The organism is Micromonospora sp. CB01531, assembly GCF_001905095.1.
GTDB lineage: Bacteria > Actinomycetota > Actinomycetes > Mycobacteriales > Micromonosporaceae > Micromonospora.
On sequence record NZ_LWLS01000127.1, the window covers coordinates 236,066 to 253,875 of the forward strand.

Annotated in this window: 16 protein-coding genes and 1 riboswitch; of the genes, 3 read left to right on the forward strand and 13 right to left on the reverse strand. The window is 72.5% G+C overall.

Annotated elements, in window-relative coordinates:
- Positions 1 to 52 precede the first annotated feature (52 nt).
- A complete protein-coding gene (locus A6A27_RS47020) occupies positions 53 to 982 on the forward strand; it encodes a peptidoglycan-binding protein (RefSeq protein WP_198940636.1) in 930 nt (309 codons plus the stop codon).
- Between the two features lie 48 nt (positions 983 to 1,030).
- Here the strand turns inward: A6A27_RS47020 and A6A27_RS39015 are convergent, their stop codons facing one another.
- The 5 genes from A6A27_RS39015 to A6A27_RS39040 all read right to left on the reverse strand — a co-directional run bounded on the left by A6A27_RS39015 (position 1,031) and on the right by A6A27_RS39040 (position 6,105).
- Positions 1,031 to 1,798: an alpha/beta fold hydrolase gene (locus A6A27_RS39015; RefSeq protein WP_073839665.1), complete on the reverse strand. Its 768-nt coding sequence runs from the start codon at positions 1,796 to 1,798 to the stop codon at positions 1,031 to 1,033.
- A 103-nt stretch (positions 1,799 to 1,901) separates the two neighbouring features.
- Positions 1,902 to 2,753: a C39 family peptidase gene (locus A6A27_RS39020; protein ID WP_198940637.1), complete on the reverse strand. Its 852-nt coding sequence runs from the start codon at positions 2,751 to 2,753 to the stop codon at positions 1,902 to 1,904.
- 201 nt (positions 2,754 to 2,954) lie between these two features.
- A riboswitch (cyclic di-AMP (ydaO/yuaA leader) is annotated at positions 2,955 to 3,096 on the reverse strand.
- Between the two features lie 289 nt (positions 3,097 to 3,385).
- Positions 3,386 to 4,171, reverse strand: a complete 786-nt coding sequence (locus tag A6A27_RS39025; protein WP_073839709.1) for a hypothetical protein — start codon at positions 4,169 to 4,171, stop codon at positions 3,386 to 3,388.
- Positions 4,172 to 4,315: 144 nt separating this feature from the next.
- Positions 4,316 to 4,819 (reverse strand): hypothetical protein, encoded by a 504-nt coding sequence (locus A6A27_RS43920; RefSeq protein ID WP_143194411.1) that lies wholly within the window; start codon positions 4,817 to 4,819, stop codon positions 4,316 to 4,318.
- Between the two features lie 122 nt (positions 4,820 to 4,941).
- Positions 4,942 to 6,105, reverse strand: coding sequence for an acyltransferase family protein (locus A6A27_RS39040; RefSeq protein ID WP_083673209.1), 1,164 nt, complete (start codon positions 6,103 to 6,105; stop codon positions 4,942 to 4,944).
- Positions 6,106 to 6,345: 240 nt separating this feature from the next.
- Here A6A27_RS39040 and A6A27_RS39045 point away from each other — a divergent pair, with 240 nt between their 5' ends.
- A complete protein-coding gene (locus A6A27_RS39045) occupies positions 6,346 to 6,981 on the forward strand; it encodes an alpha-ketoglutarate-dependent dioxygenase AlkB (RefSeq protein WP_073839668.1) in 636 nt (211 codons plus the stop codon).
- Between the two features lie 144 nt (positions 6,982 to 7,125).
- On the forward strand, positions 7,126 to 8,472 hold the full coding sequence (locus tag A6A27_RS39050; protein ID WP_073839669.1) for a uracil-xanthine permease family protein: 1,347 nt from the start codon (positions 7,126 to 7,128) through the stop codon (positions 8,470 to 8,472).
- Positions 8,473 to 8,622: 150 nt separating this feature from the next.
- Here the strand turns inward: A6A27_RS39050 and A6A27_RS39055 are convergent, their stop codons facing one another.
- From A6A27_RS39055 to A6A27_RS39085, 8 genes are all read right to left on the reverse strand, one after another.
- Positions 8,623 to 11,112, reverse strand: coding sequence for a DNA gyrase/topoisomerase IV subunit A (locus A6A27_RS39055; RefSeq protein WP_073839670.1), 2,490 nt, complete (start codon positions 11,110 to 11,112; stop codon positions 8,623 to 8,625).
- A 33-nt stretch (positions 11,113 to 11,145) separates the two neighbouring features.
- A complete protein-coding gene (locus A6A27_RS39060; protein WP_073839710.1) occupies positions 11,146 to 13,203 on the reverse strand; it encodes a DNA gyrase/topoisomerase IV subunit B in 2,058 nt (685 codons plus the stop codon).
- 275 nt (positions 13,204 to 13,478) lie between these two features.
- The gene (locus A6A27_RS39065; RefSeq protein WP_073839671.1) at positions 13,479 to 13,931 is read right to left on the reverse strand and encodes an RrF2 family transcriptional regulator; all 453 of its coding nucleotides are present in this window, start codon (positions 13,929 to 13,931) and stop codon (positions 13,479 to 13,481) included.
- Positions 13,928 to 14,305, reverse strand: a complete 378-nt coding sequence (locus tag A6A27_RS45440) for a zinc ribbon domain-containing protein (protein ID WP_198940638.1) — start codon at positions 14,303 to 14,305, stop codon at positions 13,928 to 13,930. The genes A6A27_RS39065 and A6A27_RS45440 overlap by 4 nt, the downstream gene beginning before the upstream one ends.
- Complete coding sequence (gene tnpB / locus A6A27_RS39070; RefSeq protein ID WP_198940639.1) at positions 14,302 to 15,414, reverse strand: IS607 family element RNA-guided endonuclease TnpB; 1,113 nt, start codon at positions 15,412 to 15,414, stop codon at positions 14,302 to 14,304. The genes A6A27_RS45440 and tnpB overlap by 4 nt, the downstream gene beginning before the upstream one ends.
- 29 nt (positions 15,415 to 15,443) lie before the next feature.
- Positions 15,444 to 16,016, reverse strand: a complete 573-nt coding sequence (locus A6A27_RS39075) for an IS607 family transposase (protein WP_073839672.1) — start codon at positions 16,014 to 16,016, stop codon at positions 15,444 to 15,446.
- 559 nt (positions 16,017 to 16,575) lie between these two features.
- Positions 16,576 to 17,349 carry a YwiC-like family protein gene (locus A6A27_RS39080; protein ID WP_073839673.1) on the reverse strand — a complete coding sequence of 258 codons (774 nt, stop codon included), beginning with the start codon at positions 17,347 to 17,349 and terminating at the stop codon, positions 16,576 to 16,578.
- Complete coding sequence (locus A6A27_RS39085; RefSeq protein ID WP_073839674.1) at positions 17,346 to 17,675, reverse strand: cupin domain-containing protein; 330 nt, start codon at positions 17,673 to 17,675, stop codon at positions 17,346 to 17,348. Before A6A27_RS39085 ends, A6A27_RS39080 begins: the two co-directional genes overlap by 4 nt.
- Positions 17,676 to 17,810 lie beyond the last annotated feature (135 nt).

Below are 17,810 nucleotides of genomic sequence, written 5' to 3' on the forward strand. Positions count from 1 at the left end.
CGGCGACGCGGCCCGTCCGCACGCCGGCCACCCCTCGTCCACAGGAGCACCTATGAAAAGCGTTTTCCGTCAGCTCGCCATGTGGCTCGGCGCGCTCACGCTCGCCGTAGCGGCCGCACTGACCGGCCCGACCGCGGCCCAGGCCGCGGCGCCGGCCTGGCCCCTGCTCAGCAACGGCTCGACCGACACCAACGTCACCACCGCCCAGTACCTGCTCCGCCACCGCCGCTACAGCCTCACGATCGACGGCCAGTACGGCCCCGGCACCACCTCGGCGGTGAAGTCCTTCCAGTCGGCCAACGGCCTCTCCGCCGACGGCGTCATCGGGGCGCAGACCTGGGGCAAGCTGGTGGTCACCCTGAGCCCCGGGGCCAACAACGACGCGGTCCGCGCGCTGCAGGTCGCACTCAACAAGTACGGCTACAACCTGGTCGTGGACGGCGACTGGGGCCCCGCCACGACCAACGCCGTGAACAGCTTCAAGTCCGCCCGTGGCCTCTCCGGCGGCTCGGTCGACACCACCACCTGGCAGTATCTGACCGGCGGCACCGGCAGCGGCAACTACCGCCTGGTCATCGGCAAGTCGGTGCTACCCCGCAGCGAGTACGACGATCCGCACCACGACTACCCGGCGATCGACCTGCCCACCCTGACCGGCACGACCACGTACGCGATCACCTCCGGGACGATCGGGCACGTGGGCGGCAGCTGCGGCCTCGGCATCGGCATCACCGGCGACGACGGCGCCTACTACCTGTACTGCCACCTGAACTCGCGCTCGGTCGCGGCCGGCTCCCGGGTCAGCGCCGGCCAGGTCCTCGGCTACACCGGGGCCACCGGCAACGTGACCGGCCCCCACCTGCACCTGGAGGTCCGGGTCAACGGCGCCAACCGATGCCCGCAGAACATGCTGCTGGCCATCTACGACGGCGTCGCCGTACCCGCCCCGTCCACCCTGCCCGCCACCGGCTGCTTCTACTGACGCAACCTGCGGTCGTGATGTCGTCGCCCTGCCGGCGGGGCAGCGGCGTCACGGCCGGCCGGGCGCTGCGAACGGCGCGAGCAGGTCGAGGACCACGGCGGGGTCCTCGACGTGCGCGTTGTGGCCGAGCCCCGGCAGCGTCGCCACCGGCACGCCCAGCTCCTTGAGCTGCGCGTCGGACACCATCGGGTCCTGCTCCCCCCGGGCCAGCAGGACCGGCACGTCGGTCGCGGCGAGCAGGGCGGGCAGCTGCGGCTCCCCGACCGCGAACGCGGCCGGGTCCATGGCCAGCCGCCAGCGGCCGTCCTCGCGGCGCAGCCCGGCGTCCACCACCGGGTGGTCGGGGGCGAACAGCCCGGCCAGCCCGGCCACCCGCAGGTAACGGCGGGCGGCCTCGTCCCGGCTGGCGAACCAGGCCACCGGCCGCTGGGCCAGCTCGCGGGCCTTGTCCAGCTCGGCCGGCGACCAGGCGACCTTGATGCCGAGCCCGACCACCCCGTCGATCGGAAGCTGCCGCGCCCGCGCGGCCAGCGCCAGCGCCACCACCCCGCCGAGCGAGTGCCCGAGCACCACCAGCCGGTCCCGGGGGCCGAGCCGGTCGGCGACCGGGCCGAGCCCCGCCACCACCCGGTCCGCGAGCGCCTCGAAGGAGTACGCCGGCAGCTGCGGCGACCAGCCGTGCCCGGCCAGGTCGGGGGCCAGCCAGCGGCCCGCCCAGCGGCGCTCCAGCAGCGGCGCCCAGGGCAGCCACACCTCACCGGTGGCGCCCATGCCGTGCAGCAGCAGCAGATGGCGGGTACCCGTCTCGTCGCCCATACGGCGCAGTGTGCCACCGGACGGACACCAGGCGCGAGACCGGCCCCGGATACGACGTCGGGCACCGGCTCCAGGAGCCGGTGCCCGACGTGCAGGGGTGGGATCAGGCTGAGTAGCCGCGGGTGCCGGCCCAGTTCGCCAGATCGATGGTGGTGATCCAGTACTCGGGCAGCGCCGGGTTCGCCGAGTCGGCGATCCGCACCGTCCGGCCGTCGTCCTGGTAGCCGACCACCGCGATGTAGTGGCCGCCGGGGAACGAGTGCCAACCGCCGTTAGTGTCGGTGGCGGAGCCGGCGATGTTGACCACCACGCCGCGGCCGTCGGTGATCGCCTTGACCACGTCGGCCTGGAGCTGGTCCATCTGCGCCGGGGTCGCGGCCTGGCCGGGGATCATGTGGGTCCGGTACGGGTTGCCCTTGACCATCTGGTTCAGCCCGCGGGTGGTGTCCTCGGCCGAGTTGGTGCCGTTCTCGCCGGCGTTCAGCGGGGCGACCATCGCGTCCTGGGTGGTCTCGACACCGCTCGCGCTCAGCGCGTTGCGCACCGCGGCCGGACCGCAGTTCCAGTAGGCGGTCTGGGCCTCGTAGTTGTAGTCGAGGACCTTCTTCGATGGCGGCTTCGGCTTCGCCTTCGCGGTCTTCGTCACGTCAGGGTCCGGCTTGGCCGAGCTGGCCGACGGCGACGCGCTCGGCGACGCGCTGGGCGAGGCGGTCGGGGACGGGGCGGCGACCCGGGCCTCGCTCCGGGTGGCGACGTCACCGAGGCGCGGGGCCAGTTCGGCGACGGCGGCGGTGGTCTCCTGCCGGACCGGCGCGTCGTTCGTGCTGGCCAGTGCCGCGCTGGCGCTGCCGGCCAGCACGAGGGCCGCGGCGGAGCCGGCGACGATCTGGTACGGGCGCTCGGTCGCGAGGCGCCGCAGCTGACGCTTCAGGTGGTGCTTCACGTGTTCCTCCACGGGGGCCGGAGCGGCACACGCCGACCCGACGCGCGGAGTAGCTCACGCGCGTTCCTGGGCGGGTGGCCGCGGGAAAAGTGCGCCCGGCGGACCGGGCAGCGGGGGTCGGTTACCGGAACGGACTCGCCGGTCAGGCGAGCGCCGGCACCGTGGCGCCGTGGAGGCGGGGGGAGGATCGGGGGGTGGTTCGCACGAGGTTGGAACTCCTTCCGTGGCCGCCTACCGGGTTAGCTGACGGATTCGGGCGGGAAGTAGGCCCTACCGCGGGCCTCGGCGCGCGGATTCACCCCGGTGTTGCACTGGGTCCCCGGTTCGTGAGATCACGATTGAGCGGGTCGGCGCGGCGTCGCCACTTGCGATCGAAAACCGCACCGGACGCGCTGACACTACCGGTGGGTACGCCGCCTGCCAAGCGCGCCCACCTGCGTAAACGTCAACCGCCGTTACCGATACCGGAACAGCCGGTCACTGACCTGACTCAATGGGACGACCGTTTTTAACAGGAACCGTCGGGTGACTATCGGACATCCGGGTGGGGATCGAAGGGAATTGCGGGGCTCGATCGCCCGACCTGATCCGGTTGACCGTTTCCCCGGTCGCCGTGACCGAGCTCACCGAATTCGGATAACGATTCAGCCGACCCGCGCCGGACGCCACCGCGCGGGGTGCGCCGCGACGGCGCCAGCCGGCACCGGGGGGAGGGCCTGGGTCACCGCCTCGGCGGGGCGTACCTGGACCGCTCCGGGGCGCACCGCCTCGGCGGCCGCGTACGCCTCCACGGCCAGCACCCGGGCCGCCTCGGCGGCCACGTCGGCGTCCCGCCAGGCCCGCCGCTCCCGCTCGGCGGCCGCCTGCCACCGGGCCCGCCGGCTGTCGCGTACCACCCGGGCCAGGGCGATCTCCTGCTCGGCCGGATGCCGGCGCGGGTCCCACCCGTTGCGCCCGGCGAGGACGTCCGCGAGTTGCCGGGCAGTCAGGTCGTCCTGCCAGTGCGCCGTCATGGCGGCGTGGTGCAGCCACCGCTCCCGGGCCGCGTACTCGGCCGGCGTCCGGGGCGTCCGCGGCTCGGGCAGCACGGCGGCCCCCGCGAACCGCCGGGCGGCCGCCTCGGCCTCGTCGTACGCCCGCCAGGCACGGTCGACCTCGTCGTGCGCGGTCAGCCACTGCTCGCGCCACCGGCGGGCGGTCTGCCGGGCCCCGGCGGCGGCGACCGCCACCTCGTCGGCGTACCGGCACAGGTCGGCGCGGCGGGCGGCCTCCACGGCGGCCGGGTCGGGGGCGGGATCCGGCGGAGTCCCCCGCTCGGGCCGGGCGACCAGGGCGGCGAGCACGCCCAGGGCGAGCACGAGCAGAGCCGACCAGATGGCGGCGGCCGCGGGAACCTCGGTCAGGAAGTGGTAGAGAAGGGTCTGCTTCATGGTCGGCACCTTCACGTGAACGACGTGGTGGAGAGGTCCGCACGGCCGGCGGGGCGGGGGCGCGACCGGGTACGGGCGCCGCCACCGGGCCGGTGCGGGGTGAGGTTCGGGTACGGCGTGGGCGGGCCGGGCCCGCCGGGCTCGTCAGCGGGCGGGCGGGGCCCGGGAGCCGACGGTCGCCGGGACCAGCCCGACCAGGACGCGGTGCCGGTCGACCGGGGCGACCACGACGCCCCGCACCAACGAGTCCGGTGCGCCGACCGGGACGGCCTGCCGGTCGGCGGCCGCGTCGGCGCCGGACGACGTCCACCCGGCCGCCGCCGCCGATCCCGTCCCGATCCGCGCGGCGGGACCGGGCGCTCCGGTCCCGGCCCGGACCACCGCGTCGGCGGCCCCGCCGGACCAGCGGATCAGCGCCCGGAGGGTGGGGTCGGCGCCGGCGGACTCGGTGCCGCCGAGGTGCCCGGCCCGAAGGGTCGCGGTGTCGACGGCGATCGCCGCGGGAGCCGCGTGCGCCGCCGCGGCCGGGCCCAGGGGCAACGTGGCGGCGCCGAGCGAGCAGGCGACGACCACGGCCAGGCTGGCCAGCATGCGTGCGGTCCAGCGCGCCACCCACCACACGGGACAGGTGAGCGCGATCGGAAGCACCGGTCCAAATTACCGTCGAACCGGCCGTATCGCACCGTCTCCGGGCGTGTCGCACCGCCGGTGCGGAACACCGACCAGCATGGACACCGGCCCGACGGCGACGCTGCCGTCCTGCGACCCGCTCAGCGTGGGTCGCGCCGCCCCGCGTACTCGATCGACCGGGGCCGTGGAACGCGGACCTCGACCGGCTCGGCGGGCGCGGCGTGCGCGCGGACCCGCCGGGGCGGTCCCAGCCGGCGCATCATCGGCGTCTCCACCCAGCGGTGCAGGGCGGCGGCGAGCAGCAGATTGCCCAGCAGGAAGCCGAGCACCGCGAGCGGGCCCCACCAGCCGCGCAGCCCCTCGCCCCAGTGCCCGGTCAGGCGCAGCACGGCCTGCATCACCAGCACGTGCACCAGGTAGAACGCGAAGGAGACCTCACCGAGCCAGACCATCGGACGGGACCGCCACGGGGTGCGCCGGCCGTGCACGTCGGCGTCAGCCGCGGCGGTGATGACCAGGAGGTACGCGACCGCGAGCAGGGCCGCCCAGAGCTCCGCGCGGACCCACTGCGCGGCGACCACCCAGGTGGCCACGAAGAGCACGCTGGCCAGGGTCAGCCCGGGCCCCCGCCAGCGGCCCCGGCGCATCAGCTCGGCGGCCGCCACGCCCATCCAGAACTCAAGCGACCGCACCACGGGGAAAATCTGGGTGAACCACCAGCGGTTCTCCTCGGGCACCAGGCGCTGGCCGGGCCAGAGGGCCACGATGAGCAGCGGCGCGGCGACGACCACCGCCCAGAGCAGGCCCGGGCGGGCCCGGCGCAGCGCGGGCAGCACGCAGGGCAGGCACAGATAGAAGGCAAGCTCACAGGAGAGTGACCAGCTGACCGTGTTGACGCTGTAGAAGTAGCCGGGGGTGGGGTTCCAGGCCTGGACCAGGGCGAGGTTGCCCATGGCGGCCCAGAGGCCGACCGGGTCGGCGAACCAGAACGCGACCAGCAGCGCCAGCCCGAACGTGACCAGGTGGTTGGGGTAGATCTTGGCCAGCCGGCGGCGCAGGAAGGTGCACCGCGGCTCACCGTCCCGGTACGACCAGACCAGCACGAATCCACTGAGGATGAAGAAGAACTCCACACCGGATAGACCGAGGGCGAAAAGCCAGTCCACCACGGCCTTGTAGTCAGGCTCGGCGACGATCCGCATGGTCCCGGCGTGGAAGCCGAAGACCAGCAGGGCGGCGATCCACCGCAACCCGGTCAGCGACGGCAGCCGGACGGCGCGGACGGAGGTCGGCGCGCTGGTCATGCCGGAAGCCCGACCGTCAGCAGGATCACCAGCACGCGCGTCTCCTCCTCGGGCGGTCGGCGACGGGCGGCACCGGGACCACCCGGGACGGCGCTCCACCGCGGCGCCGCCGCCGGGCACCCTACCCGCCGGTGCCCCAGACCGCCTCCCGCGCCGGTGGGCCGCCCGGCCACCGGGACGCCGGCGAGCCGCAGACAGAGCACTCGTACGTCTGTTCGATCGAGGGGTAGGATCGGCGTCGTGTCCGACGTCGCGTACCAGCCCTCGATGCTCGACTTCGCCGCGCAGGGGCCGACCCTGGGCCCGCTCGCCGGCGGGCCGCGCCGGCACGAGCTGAGCCGCGGCGCGTGGGTCGACCACCTGCCGGGCTGGGTGCGGGGCTCCGACGGGGTGCTCGACACGCTGCTGCTCGACGTGCCCTGGCGGGCCGAGCGCCGCACCATGTACGAGACCGAGGTCGACGTGCCCCGCCTGCTCTGCTGGTACGGCGCCGACCGCCCACTGCCCCACCCGGTGCTCACCGAGGCGCGCGCGGCGCTCACCCGGCACTACGCGGCCGAACTGGGCGAGCCCTTCGTCACCGCCGGCATGTGCCTCTACCGCGGCGGCCGCGACAGCGTCGCCTGGCACGGCGACACGCTGGGCCGCTCCGCGCACAGCGACACCATGGTGGCCATCGTGTCCTTCGGCTCGCCGCGCCCGCTGCTGCTGCGTCCCCGTGGCGGCGGGGCGAGCCTGCGCTTCGCGCTCGGCCACGGCGACCTCGTCGTGATGGGCGGGTCGTGCCAGCGCACCTGGGAGCACGCCATCCCGAAGACCGCCCGCCCGGTCGGTCCCCGGATCAGCGTCCAGTTCCGTCCCGCCGGCGTCGCCTGACCCCGACCGGCTCGGCCGCGCCGGCGCACGCCCCCGGCGGTGCCGGATCCGGCCCACCGCGCCCGGGCGCGGATCCGTGACGTGCTACAAACGACCCTCAGGGTCGATCACGCCCCCGTCACCTGACGACGCGAAGGGCGGAGCATGTCCCAGTCCTCCACCGAGCCACGACCCGGCTGGTCCCCGTGGCACCTGCACGGCGACGGCCGGTCCGTCCGCCCCGGCGACGTGGTGCATCCCGACGAGCGGCTGTCCTGGCCGCGTACCGTCGGCGTCGGCGTGCAGCACGTCGTCGCGATGTTCGGCGCCACCTTCACGGTGCCGCTGATCACCGGCTTCCCGCCGGCCACCACGCTCTTCTTCTCCGGGCTCGGCACGCTGCTGTTCCTGCTGATCACCGGCAACCGGCTGCCGTCGTACCTGGGCTCGTCGTTCGCGTTCATCGCCCCGGTGCTGGCCGCGAAGACCAGCGGCGGCATCCCGGCGGCGCTGGGTGGCATCGTGGTGGTCGGCGCGGTGCTGGCCCTGGTCGGCCTGGTGGTGCAGTGGGCCGGCGCACGCTGGATCGACGCGCTCATGCCGCCCGTGGTCACCGGCGCCATCGTCGCGCTGATCGGGCTCAACCTGGCCCCGGTGGCCTGGGACGGCGGGGGCAGCGGCACCGGCGTGAAGGCGCAGCCGCTGATCGCGGTGGTCACCCTGGTCGCGATCCTGGTCGCGACGGTGATCTTCCGGGGCTTCCTCGCCCGGCTCTCCATCCTGCTCGGCGTGGTGGTCGGCTGGGTGCTCGCCGCGGTACTCGGCGAACTCGACCCGAAGGCGGTCACCGGGCTGAAGGAGGCCGCCTGGGTGGGGCTGCCGCAGTTGCACACCCCGAGTTTCAGCCTGCGGGCGGTGGTGCTGGTCATCCCGGTGATCCTGGTGCTGATCGCGGAGAACGCCGGGCACGTCAAGGCGGTCGCCGCGATGACCGGCCGCAACCTCGACCGGGACATGGGCCGGGCGTTCCTCGGTGACGGCATCGCCACCGTGCTCGCCGGCTCGGGCGGTGGCTCCGGCACCACCACGTACGCGGAGAACATCGGCGTGATGGCGGCGACCCGGGTCTACTCGACCGCCGCGTACTGGGTGGCCGGCGTGGCGGCGGTGCTGCTCGGGCTGAGCCCGAAGTTCGGCGCGCTGATCCTCACCGTGCCGGCCGGGGTGCTGGGCGGGGCGACCACCGCCCTCTACGGCCTGATCGCCATCCTCGGCGCGCGGATCTGGATCGAGAACCGGGTCGACTTCCACGACCCGGTCAACCTGATGACCGCCGCCGTGGCGGTGATCATCGGGGCGGCCAACTACACCCTCACCGCCGGCGACCTGTCGTTCAGCGGCATCGCCCTCGGCACCGCCGCTGCCCTGGTCATCTACCACGGCATGCGCCTCATCGCCCGCCTCCGCGGCACCACGCCGGAATCCCGCCCCGCCCCCGAACCCGAACTCTGACCTCCCCCGGTCCATTCTCGCGATCATGAGTTGGCCGGGCGAGATGCCCATTTCGCGACCGTCAACCTCATGATCGACGTGCCGGGCGGGCGTGGGGTGGGTATGCGGCAGGGCCGGCGGCGTGAGCCGCCGACCCTGCCGGGGCGCTGGTCAGTCGCGTTCGATCTGGTGGCCGACGACGGTGGGGCCGAGCATGACCGCGAAGCCGGAGCCGTCGCGGCGGGGGTCCGCCGGGGGCAGTTCCACCGGCTCGCCGGTGGCGGTCGCGCCGACCGGACGCGGACCGACCCAGGCCACCGCCAGGTCCACCTCGCCCTTGAGGAACCGCTGCGCACGCACCCCGGCGGTCGCCCGCCCCTTAGCCGGGTACGCCTTGAACGGCGTCACCTTCACCGTGGCGCCGGTCGAGGTGACCACCATCGGCTCCCCGTGCCCCGGGTCGTCGGTACGGACCGCGCCGAAGAAGACGACGGTCGCCCCGGCCGGCAGGTTGATGCCGGCCATGCCGCCGCCCTTGATGCCCTGCGGGCGCACCAGCGACGCGGCGAAGCGCAGCAGTGACGCCTCCGAGGAGACGAACGCCAGCGCCTCGGCGCCGTCGGTGAGCCAGGTCGCCCCGACCACCTCGTCGCCGTCGCGCAGGGAGATCACCTCGAACTCGTCCGAGCGGACCGGCCACTCGGGCGCGCAGACCTTGACCACTCCCTGCCGGGTACCCAGCGCCAGGCCGGGCGATCCCTCGGCGGACGCGCCGAGCGGCGCCAGCCCCACCACGGTCTCCCCCGGCTCCAGCGGCGCCAGCTCGGCCGCGGACATGCCGCCGCGCAGCGACACCGTGCCGGACTGCTCAGGCAGCACCGGCAGCGGCAGTACGTCGATCTTGAAGGCCCGCCCGGCGCTGGTGACCAGGAGCACCCGGCCCCGCGCGGTGGAGGGAACGACGGCGCGTACCGCGTCGTGCTTGACCCGCCCGCTGCGCCGGCGCCCCTCGGTGGCCTCCTCCGACTCGGCCGCGGTCCGGGCGACCAGCCCGGTGGCGGAGAGGATCACCTGGCACGGGTCGTCGGCGACCTCCAGCGGCCCGGCCGGTACGGAGGCGGCCAGCACCTCCTTGAGGTCCCCGTCGACCAGGGTGGTCCGGCGCTCGGTGCCGAACTGCTTGACCACGGCGGCCAGTTCGTCGGAGACGAGCTTCCGCAGCACCTTCGGGTCGTCGAGGATCTTCGACAGCTCGGCGATCTCGCCGCGGAGCTTCTCCTGCTCGGCCTCCAACTCCAGCCGGTCGTACTTGGTGAGGCGCCGCAGCGGGGTGTCCAGGATGTAGGTCGCCTGGATCTCGGAGAGCTTGAACTTCTGCATCAGGCCGTCCTTGGCGGCCTGGGCGTCCTCGCTGGCCCGGATCAGCTTGACCACCTTGTCGATGTCGAGCAGGGCGATCAGCAGACCGTCGACCAGGTGCAGCCGCTCCTCGCGCTTGCGCTTGCGGTACGCGCTGCGCCGGGTGACCACCTCGTACCGGTGGGCGAGGAAGACGTCCAGCAGCTCCTTGAGCCCCAGGGTCCGCGGCTGGCCGTCCACCAGGACCAGGTTGTTCACGCCGAAGGACTGCTCCAGCGGGGTGAGCCGGTAGAGGTCGGCGAGCAGCGCCTGCGGGTTGACCCCGACCTTGCACTCGACGACCAGGCGGGTGCCGTTCTCCCGGTCGGTGAGGTCCTTGACGTCGGCGATGCCGGCGAGCCGCTTGGTCTTGTTGACCTCGTTGGTGATGGCCGCGATGACCTTCTCCGCGCCGACGCCGTAGGGCAGCTCGGTGACCGTGATGGCCTGCCTGCCTCGACTGCCCTCCAGCGGACCGATCTGCACCCGGCCGCGCATCCGCACCACGCCCCGCCCGGTCTCGTACGCCCGGCGCACCTCGTCCAGGCCGAGCAGCAGTCCGCCGGTCGGCAGGTCCGGGCCGGGGACGAACTCCATGAGCTTGTCCAGCGTGGCGTCTGGGTGGTTGATCAGCCAGCGGGCCGCCTGGACGACCTCGCCCAGGTTGTGCGGGATCATGTTGGTGGCCATGCCGACCGCGATCCCGGACGCGCCGTTGACCAGCAGGTTGGGGAAAGCTGCCGGCAGCACGGTGGGCTGGGTGAGCGAGCCGTCGTAGTTGGGCTCGACGCCGACCGTGTCCTCGCCCAGCTCGCCGACGAGCAGCATGGCCTCCCGGGACATCCGGGCCTCGGTGTAACGCGCCGCCGCCGGGCCATCGTCTGGGCTTCCAAAGTTTCCATGCCCGTCGATGAGTGGGGCGTTGAGCGAGAAGTCCTGGGCGAGGCGGACCATCGCGTCGTAGATGGCGGCGTCGCCGTGCGGATGGTACTTGCCCATTACATCCCCGACAATTCGGGCAGACTTCACGTGGCCCCGGTCGGGGCGGTGGCCCTGCTCGTACATCGACCAGAGGATGCGCCGGTGCACCGGCTTGAGGCCGTCCCGCGCGTCGGGCAGGGCGCGGGAGTGGATGACCGAGAAGGCGTACTCCAGGTAGGAGTCGGAAACCTCGGTGACCAGCGGGTTGTCGAAGACCCGCGCACCGGCCTGGTCGAACGCGGACAGGTCGGCGCGGGCGCGGTCGTCCCTACGGCGTGCCATGGTTCAGCTTTCCTTCCGAAACGAACCCAGTGGTCAGGCGTCGATGGCTTCGCGGTCGACCCGGTCGGCCGAGTCGATGAGCCAGTTGCGGCGGGGTTCGACCTTCTCCCCCATGAGCAGTTCGAGGATCTGCTCGGCGGCCTCGACGTCGTCGAGGGTGATCCGGCGGACCGCCCGGGTGGCCGGGTTCATGGTCGTCTCCCAGAGCTCGTCGGCGTCCATCTCGCCGAGGCCCTTGAAGCGCGGGATCGGGGTGACGATCTGCTTGCCGGCCTTCTCCAGCTTGCGGACCGTCGCCTCCATCTCGGCCTGGGTGTAGGTGTAGACGGTCTGCGGATTGCGCCCCTTGGTGGTGATCTTGTGCAGGGGTGGCATGGCCGCGTAGAGCCGGCCGGCCTCGATCAGCGGTCGCATGTACCGGGCGAAGAGCGTGATCAGCAGGGTACGGATGTGCGCGCCGTCGACGTCCGCGTCGGCCATGATGAGGACCCGGCCGTAGCGCATCGCCGACAGGTCGAAGGTACGCCCGGAGCCGGCGCCAAGCACCTGCACGATCGCCGCGCACTCGGCGTTGTCCAGCACCTGCTGGAGGTTGGCCTTCTGCACGTTGAGGATCTTGCCGCGGATGGGCAGCAGGGCCTGGTATTCCGAGGAGCGGGCCATCCGGCTGGTGCCGAGGGCGCTGTCGCCCTCCACGATGAACAGCTCGCTGCGGTCCACCCCGGTGGCCCGGCAGTCGACCAGCTTGGCCGGCATCGACGCGCCCTCCAGCGCGGTCTTGCGCCGGGCGGCGTCCTTCTGCTGCTTCTGGGTGAGCCGCACCCGCGCCGCGTCAACGATCTTCTGCAGCACCGTCCGGGCCTCGGCCTTGGTCTTCCGGTCCTCCAGCCAGGCCTTGAGGTGCTGCTCGACCAGGCCCTGCAGCACCTTGGTGATGCCGGCGGTGGAGAGCTCGTCCTTGGTCTGAGAGGTGAACTGCGGCTCCGGGATCCGCACGTGCACCACCGCGGTCATGCCCTCCAGGACGTCGTCCAGGGTGGGCGCGTCCTCCTTGGGCTTGAGCAGGCCGCGGGCGTTGCGGGCCGCCTCGGCGAGGGTACGCGCCAGGGCCCGCTCGAAGCCCTTGCGGTGGGTGCCGCCGTGCGCGTTGCGGATGGTGTTGGTGAAGCATTCGACGGTGCGCTCGTAGCCGGTGCCCCAGCGGAACGCGACCTCGACCTCGGCCCGGCGCTGCACGTTGGACTGCATCACGCCGTTGGCGTCGGCGGCGTTCTCCCGGTAGGTCCCCTCGCCGGTGACCAGCAGCGTGCCGGAGACCGGGCGGTCGCCGGCCGGGGCGAGGTATTCCACCATGTCGGTGAGGCCGTTGGGGAAGTGGAAGCTCTCCTCGACGACCTCCTCCCCCGTCTCGTCGCGCAGCCGGTATGCCACGCCGGGGACGAGGAAGGCGGTGTTGCGCAGCTTGAGCCGGACCGCCTCGGTGTCCAGCGCCGCGCCGGTCTCGAAGTAGCGCGGGTCGTGCCACCAGCGGATCGAGGTGCCGGTCGGCTGGCGGCGCTTCATCGCGCCGACGATCTGCAGGCCGGGGCCGGGCGTGAACGCCGCGTCCGGGCCGTCCCCGTCGAAGATCCCGGGTACGCCGTGCCGGAACGACATCGAGTGGATCTTGCCGCCGCGGCGGACCGTGACGTCGAACCGCCGGGAGAGCGCGTTGACCGCGGAGGCGCCCACGCCGTGCAGCCCGCCGGAGGTCTTATAGCCCGAGCCGCCGAACTTGCCGCCCGCGTGCAGCCGGGTCAGCACCAGCTCGACGCCGGAGATGCCGGACTTGGCGTGCACGTCGGTGGGGATGCCCCGCCCGTCGTCGTCGACCTGCACCGAGCCGTCGGCGTGCAGAATCACGTCGATCTTGGTGGCGTGACCCGCGACACCCTCGTCGGTGGAGTTGTCGAGGATCTCGTTGACGAGGTGACCCACGCCACGGCTGTCGGTCGAACCGATGTACATGCCGGGGCGCTTGCGGACGGCGTCCAGCCCCTCCAGGTGCGTCAGGTCGTCGGCCCCATACAGGGTCTCAGGCTGTGCGGTCAACTGGTCGTACTCCCAGGTCTCGGCGGTGTGGTGCCGCTCACCGGCTTGATCGCCTCGCGCGGCGCGCCGCAGCGAGCCTAGCCCGCCGATCCGACAGAGCCGTGGCACCGGGTGGGTGCGGCGTCCGGTTCGGCCCCGTCCGGGGTCTCTGCCACCGCCCGGTCGTGGACGTCCGGAGGCGAGGAGGCGTCCGTGCAGCACAACCACTCGACCTGCCGGTCGTCTTCCCGAACGATCGACCGATGGCGATCCAGCCGATCGGTGCTCCCCGGGAGCTACGACCCGAGGCTCGCGGTGCGGGCGGGCGGCGCCCCGAGGCTGAGCAGAATCTGGCCGGCGGAGCCGTCCACCAGGTCGCCGAGGCGTACTCCGTCGAGCACGGCGAGGAAGGCGGCCTGGGCCCGGCGCAGTTCGCCGCGGAGCCGGCAGCCGGCGACCAGCGGGCAGGCCGGCTGCTCGCAGGAGACCACCTCGCCGTCCCCCTCGAAGGCCCGGACCACCAGCCCGACGGTCAACTCGCCCGCCTGCTCGGCGAAGGCCACCCCGCCGGAGCGACCCCGGGTGGTCACCAGCACCCCGAGCCGCTGCAACCGCTGAACAACCTTGGCGACATGGCTGCGGGGCAGCGCGAGCCGGGTGGCGAGCTCCTCCACGGTCGTCCGGACCGGAGACACGGCCGTGAGCATGGCGATCCGCAGGGCCATGTCCGTCGACCGGTTGAGCTTCACCGTTGCTGATCTTCTAGTCGAATATCAGCATTCCGGGTGTTTCCACTCGGAAGGTCCGTGACGGTGTCACCGAAGTGTGAGTGCTTCGGTGTCCTGTTGACGGTCTCGCGTTTCCTTCTGCCGTTGGTGCGGCAGGTTGCGCCACCTGCCCGCCCACCCGTGGCCTTGCGGCTGCGGGTGGTGGCGCGGGTCTTGCGGTCGGCTCCACGCGGGTTCGACGCTTGCGCGTCCTGGTCTCCGGCCACTCCGGTACCAGTTGTTACGGCCGTCGCGAGGGCGGCGAGGTTGCGGGCTGCGTTCTCGTCCCGGTCGATGACCAGACCGCAGGCGTCGCAGGCGAAGACTCGGACGTGCAGCGGCAGTTTGGCTTTCACCACGCGGCAGTTCGAGCAGGTTTGGACGACGGGTACCAGCGCTTGGCGACGACGGTTTCGCCGCCGGCCCAGCCGGACTTATAGGTGATCTGGCGGCGGATCTCAGCGAACCCGGCGTCGGCGATCTTGCGGGCCAGGCGGCGGTTACGGAGCATGCCGGCCACGTTGAGGTCTTCGACCACGACGGTGGCGTACTCGCCGGTGATTTCGGTGGTGAGTTTGTGCAGGCCGTCCTGCCGCAGATTCGCCACGCGGTGGTGCACGCGGTTACGTTCGGCGTTGGCGATCGCCCACCGCCTGGACGGCTTGCACCCGGTGCGCCGGTCCGGACCCTGACGGCGGGAGACCCGGCGAGCCAGCCGCCTGAGGTGCCTGAGCGCGCCGTCGTAGTGCGCCGGGTTCGGCACGTACTGGACCTCACCCGCCGAGTCAGCCATCACAGCGAGGCACTTGACGCCGAGATCCACGCCTACAACAACGCCGGGCCGGGCGGCGGTGCGCGCTTTCTTGCTGACCTCGACCTGGAACGAGCAGAACCACCGGCCCCGCTCGAACCTGACGGTGGCCGACAGGACGCGGGCGGTACCGTTCGCGATACGGCGTTGCAGCTTGCGGGTGGATTCGTGGGTGCGGCTCGTTCCGAGCCGGGGCAAGGTTACGTGGCGGCGGTCCGGCTCGACACGGATGGTGCCGGTGGTGAACCGGCAGGCGAGCCGCGCGGTGTGCTTGGACTTCCGCCGGGGCATGCCCACACGCTTGCCTTTACGCTTGCCCTGCTTGGACTTGGCGTAGTTGTCGAACGCCGCCGCCGCGTTCGCCAGGCCCGTGCTGTACGCCTCCTTGGAGTTCTCCTCCCACCAGTCAGCGAACCTGCAATCGATGTGCTTGGCCTGGTTGAACGCCTTTCGCAGGGTGGGCAGTGACCACGTCCGCCACTCGGTGAGCTGGTCGTCGGGCACGCCGTAGGAGGCCTCTGCCTTGCGTTGCCACCAGGACGCCGATACCCATGACACGGCCCAGTTGTAGGCGGCCCGCGCCGCGCCGCAGTGCGACCGAAGCGCCTTCTCCTGCACCGCGCCTGGATCGAGCGCGAACCGGTAGGCCTGCACGACGAAGCCGGGCCGGGGCTGGAACTTCTTCACTCGGCGTCCTCACCGGTCGCCATGGCCACGGCCCGGGCCACACGGTTCTTCGCCGCCCGCTGCCCGTACAGCCGGGCACACATCGAGGTCAACACCTCGGTGATGTCCCGAACCAGGTCGCTGGTGGTCCCCTGTGAACTCAGGACAACCACACGCCGCCCGGTCGCGGACAACGCGGATTCCAGGTGTTCGACACCGAACCGGGCAAGCCGATCCCGGTGCTCGACCACAATCACCGCAGCGGTCGGGTCAGCCAGGACCCGGTGCAGCTTGCGCCGCCTGCCGTCGAGCCCGGACCCGATCTCCTTGACGACCTCACCGACAGCGAGGCCCTGCGCGTTGGCGCCTTCCACAACCCGTATGGCCTGACGGTCCAGGTCGTCCTTCTGCTCCGCGGAGGACACACGGCAGTACGCGACCACGCGACCTTCGACGCTCGCGGGCTCGGCCACGATCCACGTTCCGGAGGGCGCCTGACGGACAGGGACGGGCATCTTGCCGTCCTTCACCCATCGCCACGCGGTCTGATAGCTCACCCCCTGCTGGCGAGCCCACTCCGAAAGCTTCACAGGACCACAATAGACGACCACACATGACCAGGTCTGGCCATAAAATGGCGAACCGCCGTCAGCCCCAGACACGGGCCGACCGGCCGGAGCCGGTGGGTGACCTGGATGGGGCGCGACCCAATCCGGGTCTGACGGAGTAGTCGTGCTCCCGGAATCCTCGGCAGCGGTGGTGACGGCGGTCCCGCTCGCCATGCAGGCCCACGGTGAGGCGATCTCGGCGAGGTCAGCGCGGGCCCCGACAGGCGTGACCACGGTCACGCCGGGTGACCACAGCCGGCCGCCTGTAACCACCGGCCCGCGCCCTTTGCTCTGCAGCCACGGACGCAGTAGTCACCCATGGTTCGCTGCTGCGTCTATGGCTGCAGAGCAAAGCCGGGTGGGGGATGTTTCGGCACCGGGGCTAGAGCGCGGATTTTCGCTGGTCAGGGGATTGTGGCCAGATCAGCGCCCACGGGGGCGCCACGCGCCAGGGTCACGCTGGGTGACATCAAGTTTCCGCGGAGGCGTGTCATGCACAGTTGTCGGCAGCACCCCAGGCTGGCATTCGGCCTGCCGGCCGTCAGGTCCAGTGCCCGACCACGGCGGCGAACACCAGCAGCGAGCCGACCAGCTCGACCAGCCCGACCCGGACCGGGGCCAGCCGCCGGCCCGGCAGCAGCGCCGCGCGAAGCAGCAGCAGCGCGAAGACGGCAGCCACCGCCGGCCCCCACCAGGCCGCCGCCACCACCAGCGCCGCCAGGTGGTACGCCCTGGACGCCCACCGGTAGCCGACGCTCTCCCGCTCCCGGATCATCGTCTTGACGTAGAGCACCGTGCCGATCAGGTACGCGGCGACCGCACCCGCCACCCCCACCAGCCCGGCGGGCGGCACCCCGGCGACGGTGGCGACCACGAACACCACGAGCACGCTCTGCGCCACCGAGGCGAGATCGTTGAGCAGCGCCCGCTCGCGACGCCGGCGGGCGTACCCGGCGTTGACGGCGGCGAGCAGGGCGTACAACGGGGCGTAGCTGAGGACCGCGGGCCGGGCCAGTAGCACCGGCGTGACCAGCAGCGCGGCCGCGGCGCCGTAGAGCAGCAGCTGAGGGCGTACCCGGTCGGCGCGGCCGGTCTTCACGACCAGCAGGGCGTAGTAGGAGAAGAGGTACGCGGCCAGCCAGGCGCCGAGCAGCGGCAGATGCGGCCACCGGAGGCCGGTGACGCAGACCGCCGTGGCGTACGGGAGGAGCAGCATGGCCCAGGCGCCGTGCTGCGGCGGCAGCCAGCGGTGCCGGCGACCCCGCTGCCGGCCGGCGACCTCCGATCTGGCTGCGGCGGGCGGAGCGGTGCTCATCCGCGGGCCACCGTGAGCAGCACCACGGAATCCTCGTCGGCGTGCAGCGCGTGCCGGGCATCCGGGATCACCAGCAGGTCCCCCGTCTCACCGGGCCAGGACCGGTCCTGGGCGACCAACTGGACCCGGCCACGCAGCACCTGGAGCGTCGCGTCCCCCGGGCTGGCGTGCTCGGCCAGCTCGTGCCCGGCGACCAGGGCGACCAGGGTCTGCCGCAGCGGTGTGCCAGCACCGCCGTGGATGGTCCGGGCGCTGCGCCCGCTGCCGGTTGCGCGAGCCAGCGTGAGTTGCTCCTCGGCCAACGCGAGCAGCGATGACGTGGGCACAACAGGTCACCTCCCGAAGGTCAGTTCGGACGAGGCGGGCCACAAAACCGGAACCGGCCACGCCTCTTTGCCCAGTCTGTCCCCCTCCTACGCCGTCAACCAGGGCCTAATGAGTTCTGGGAGTGAGCCATCCGG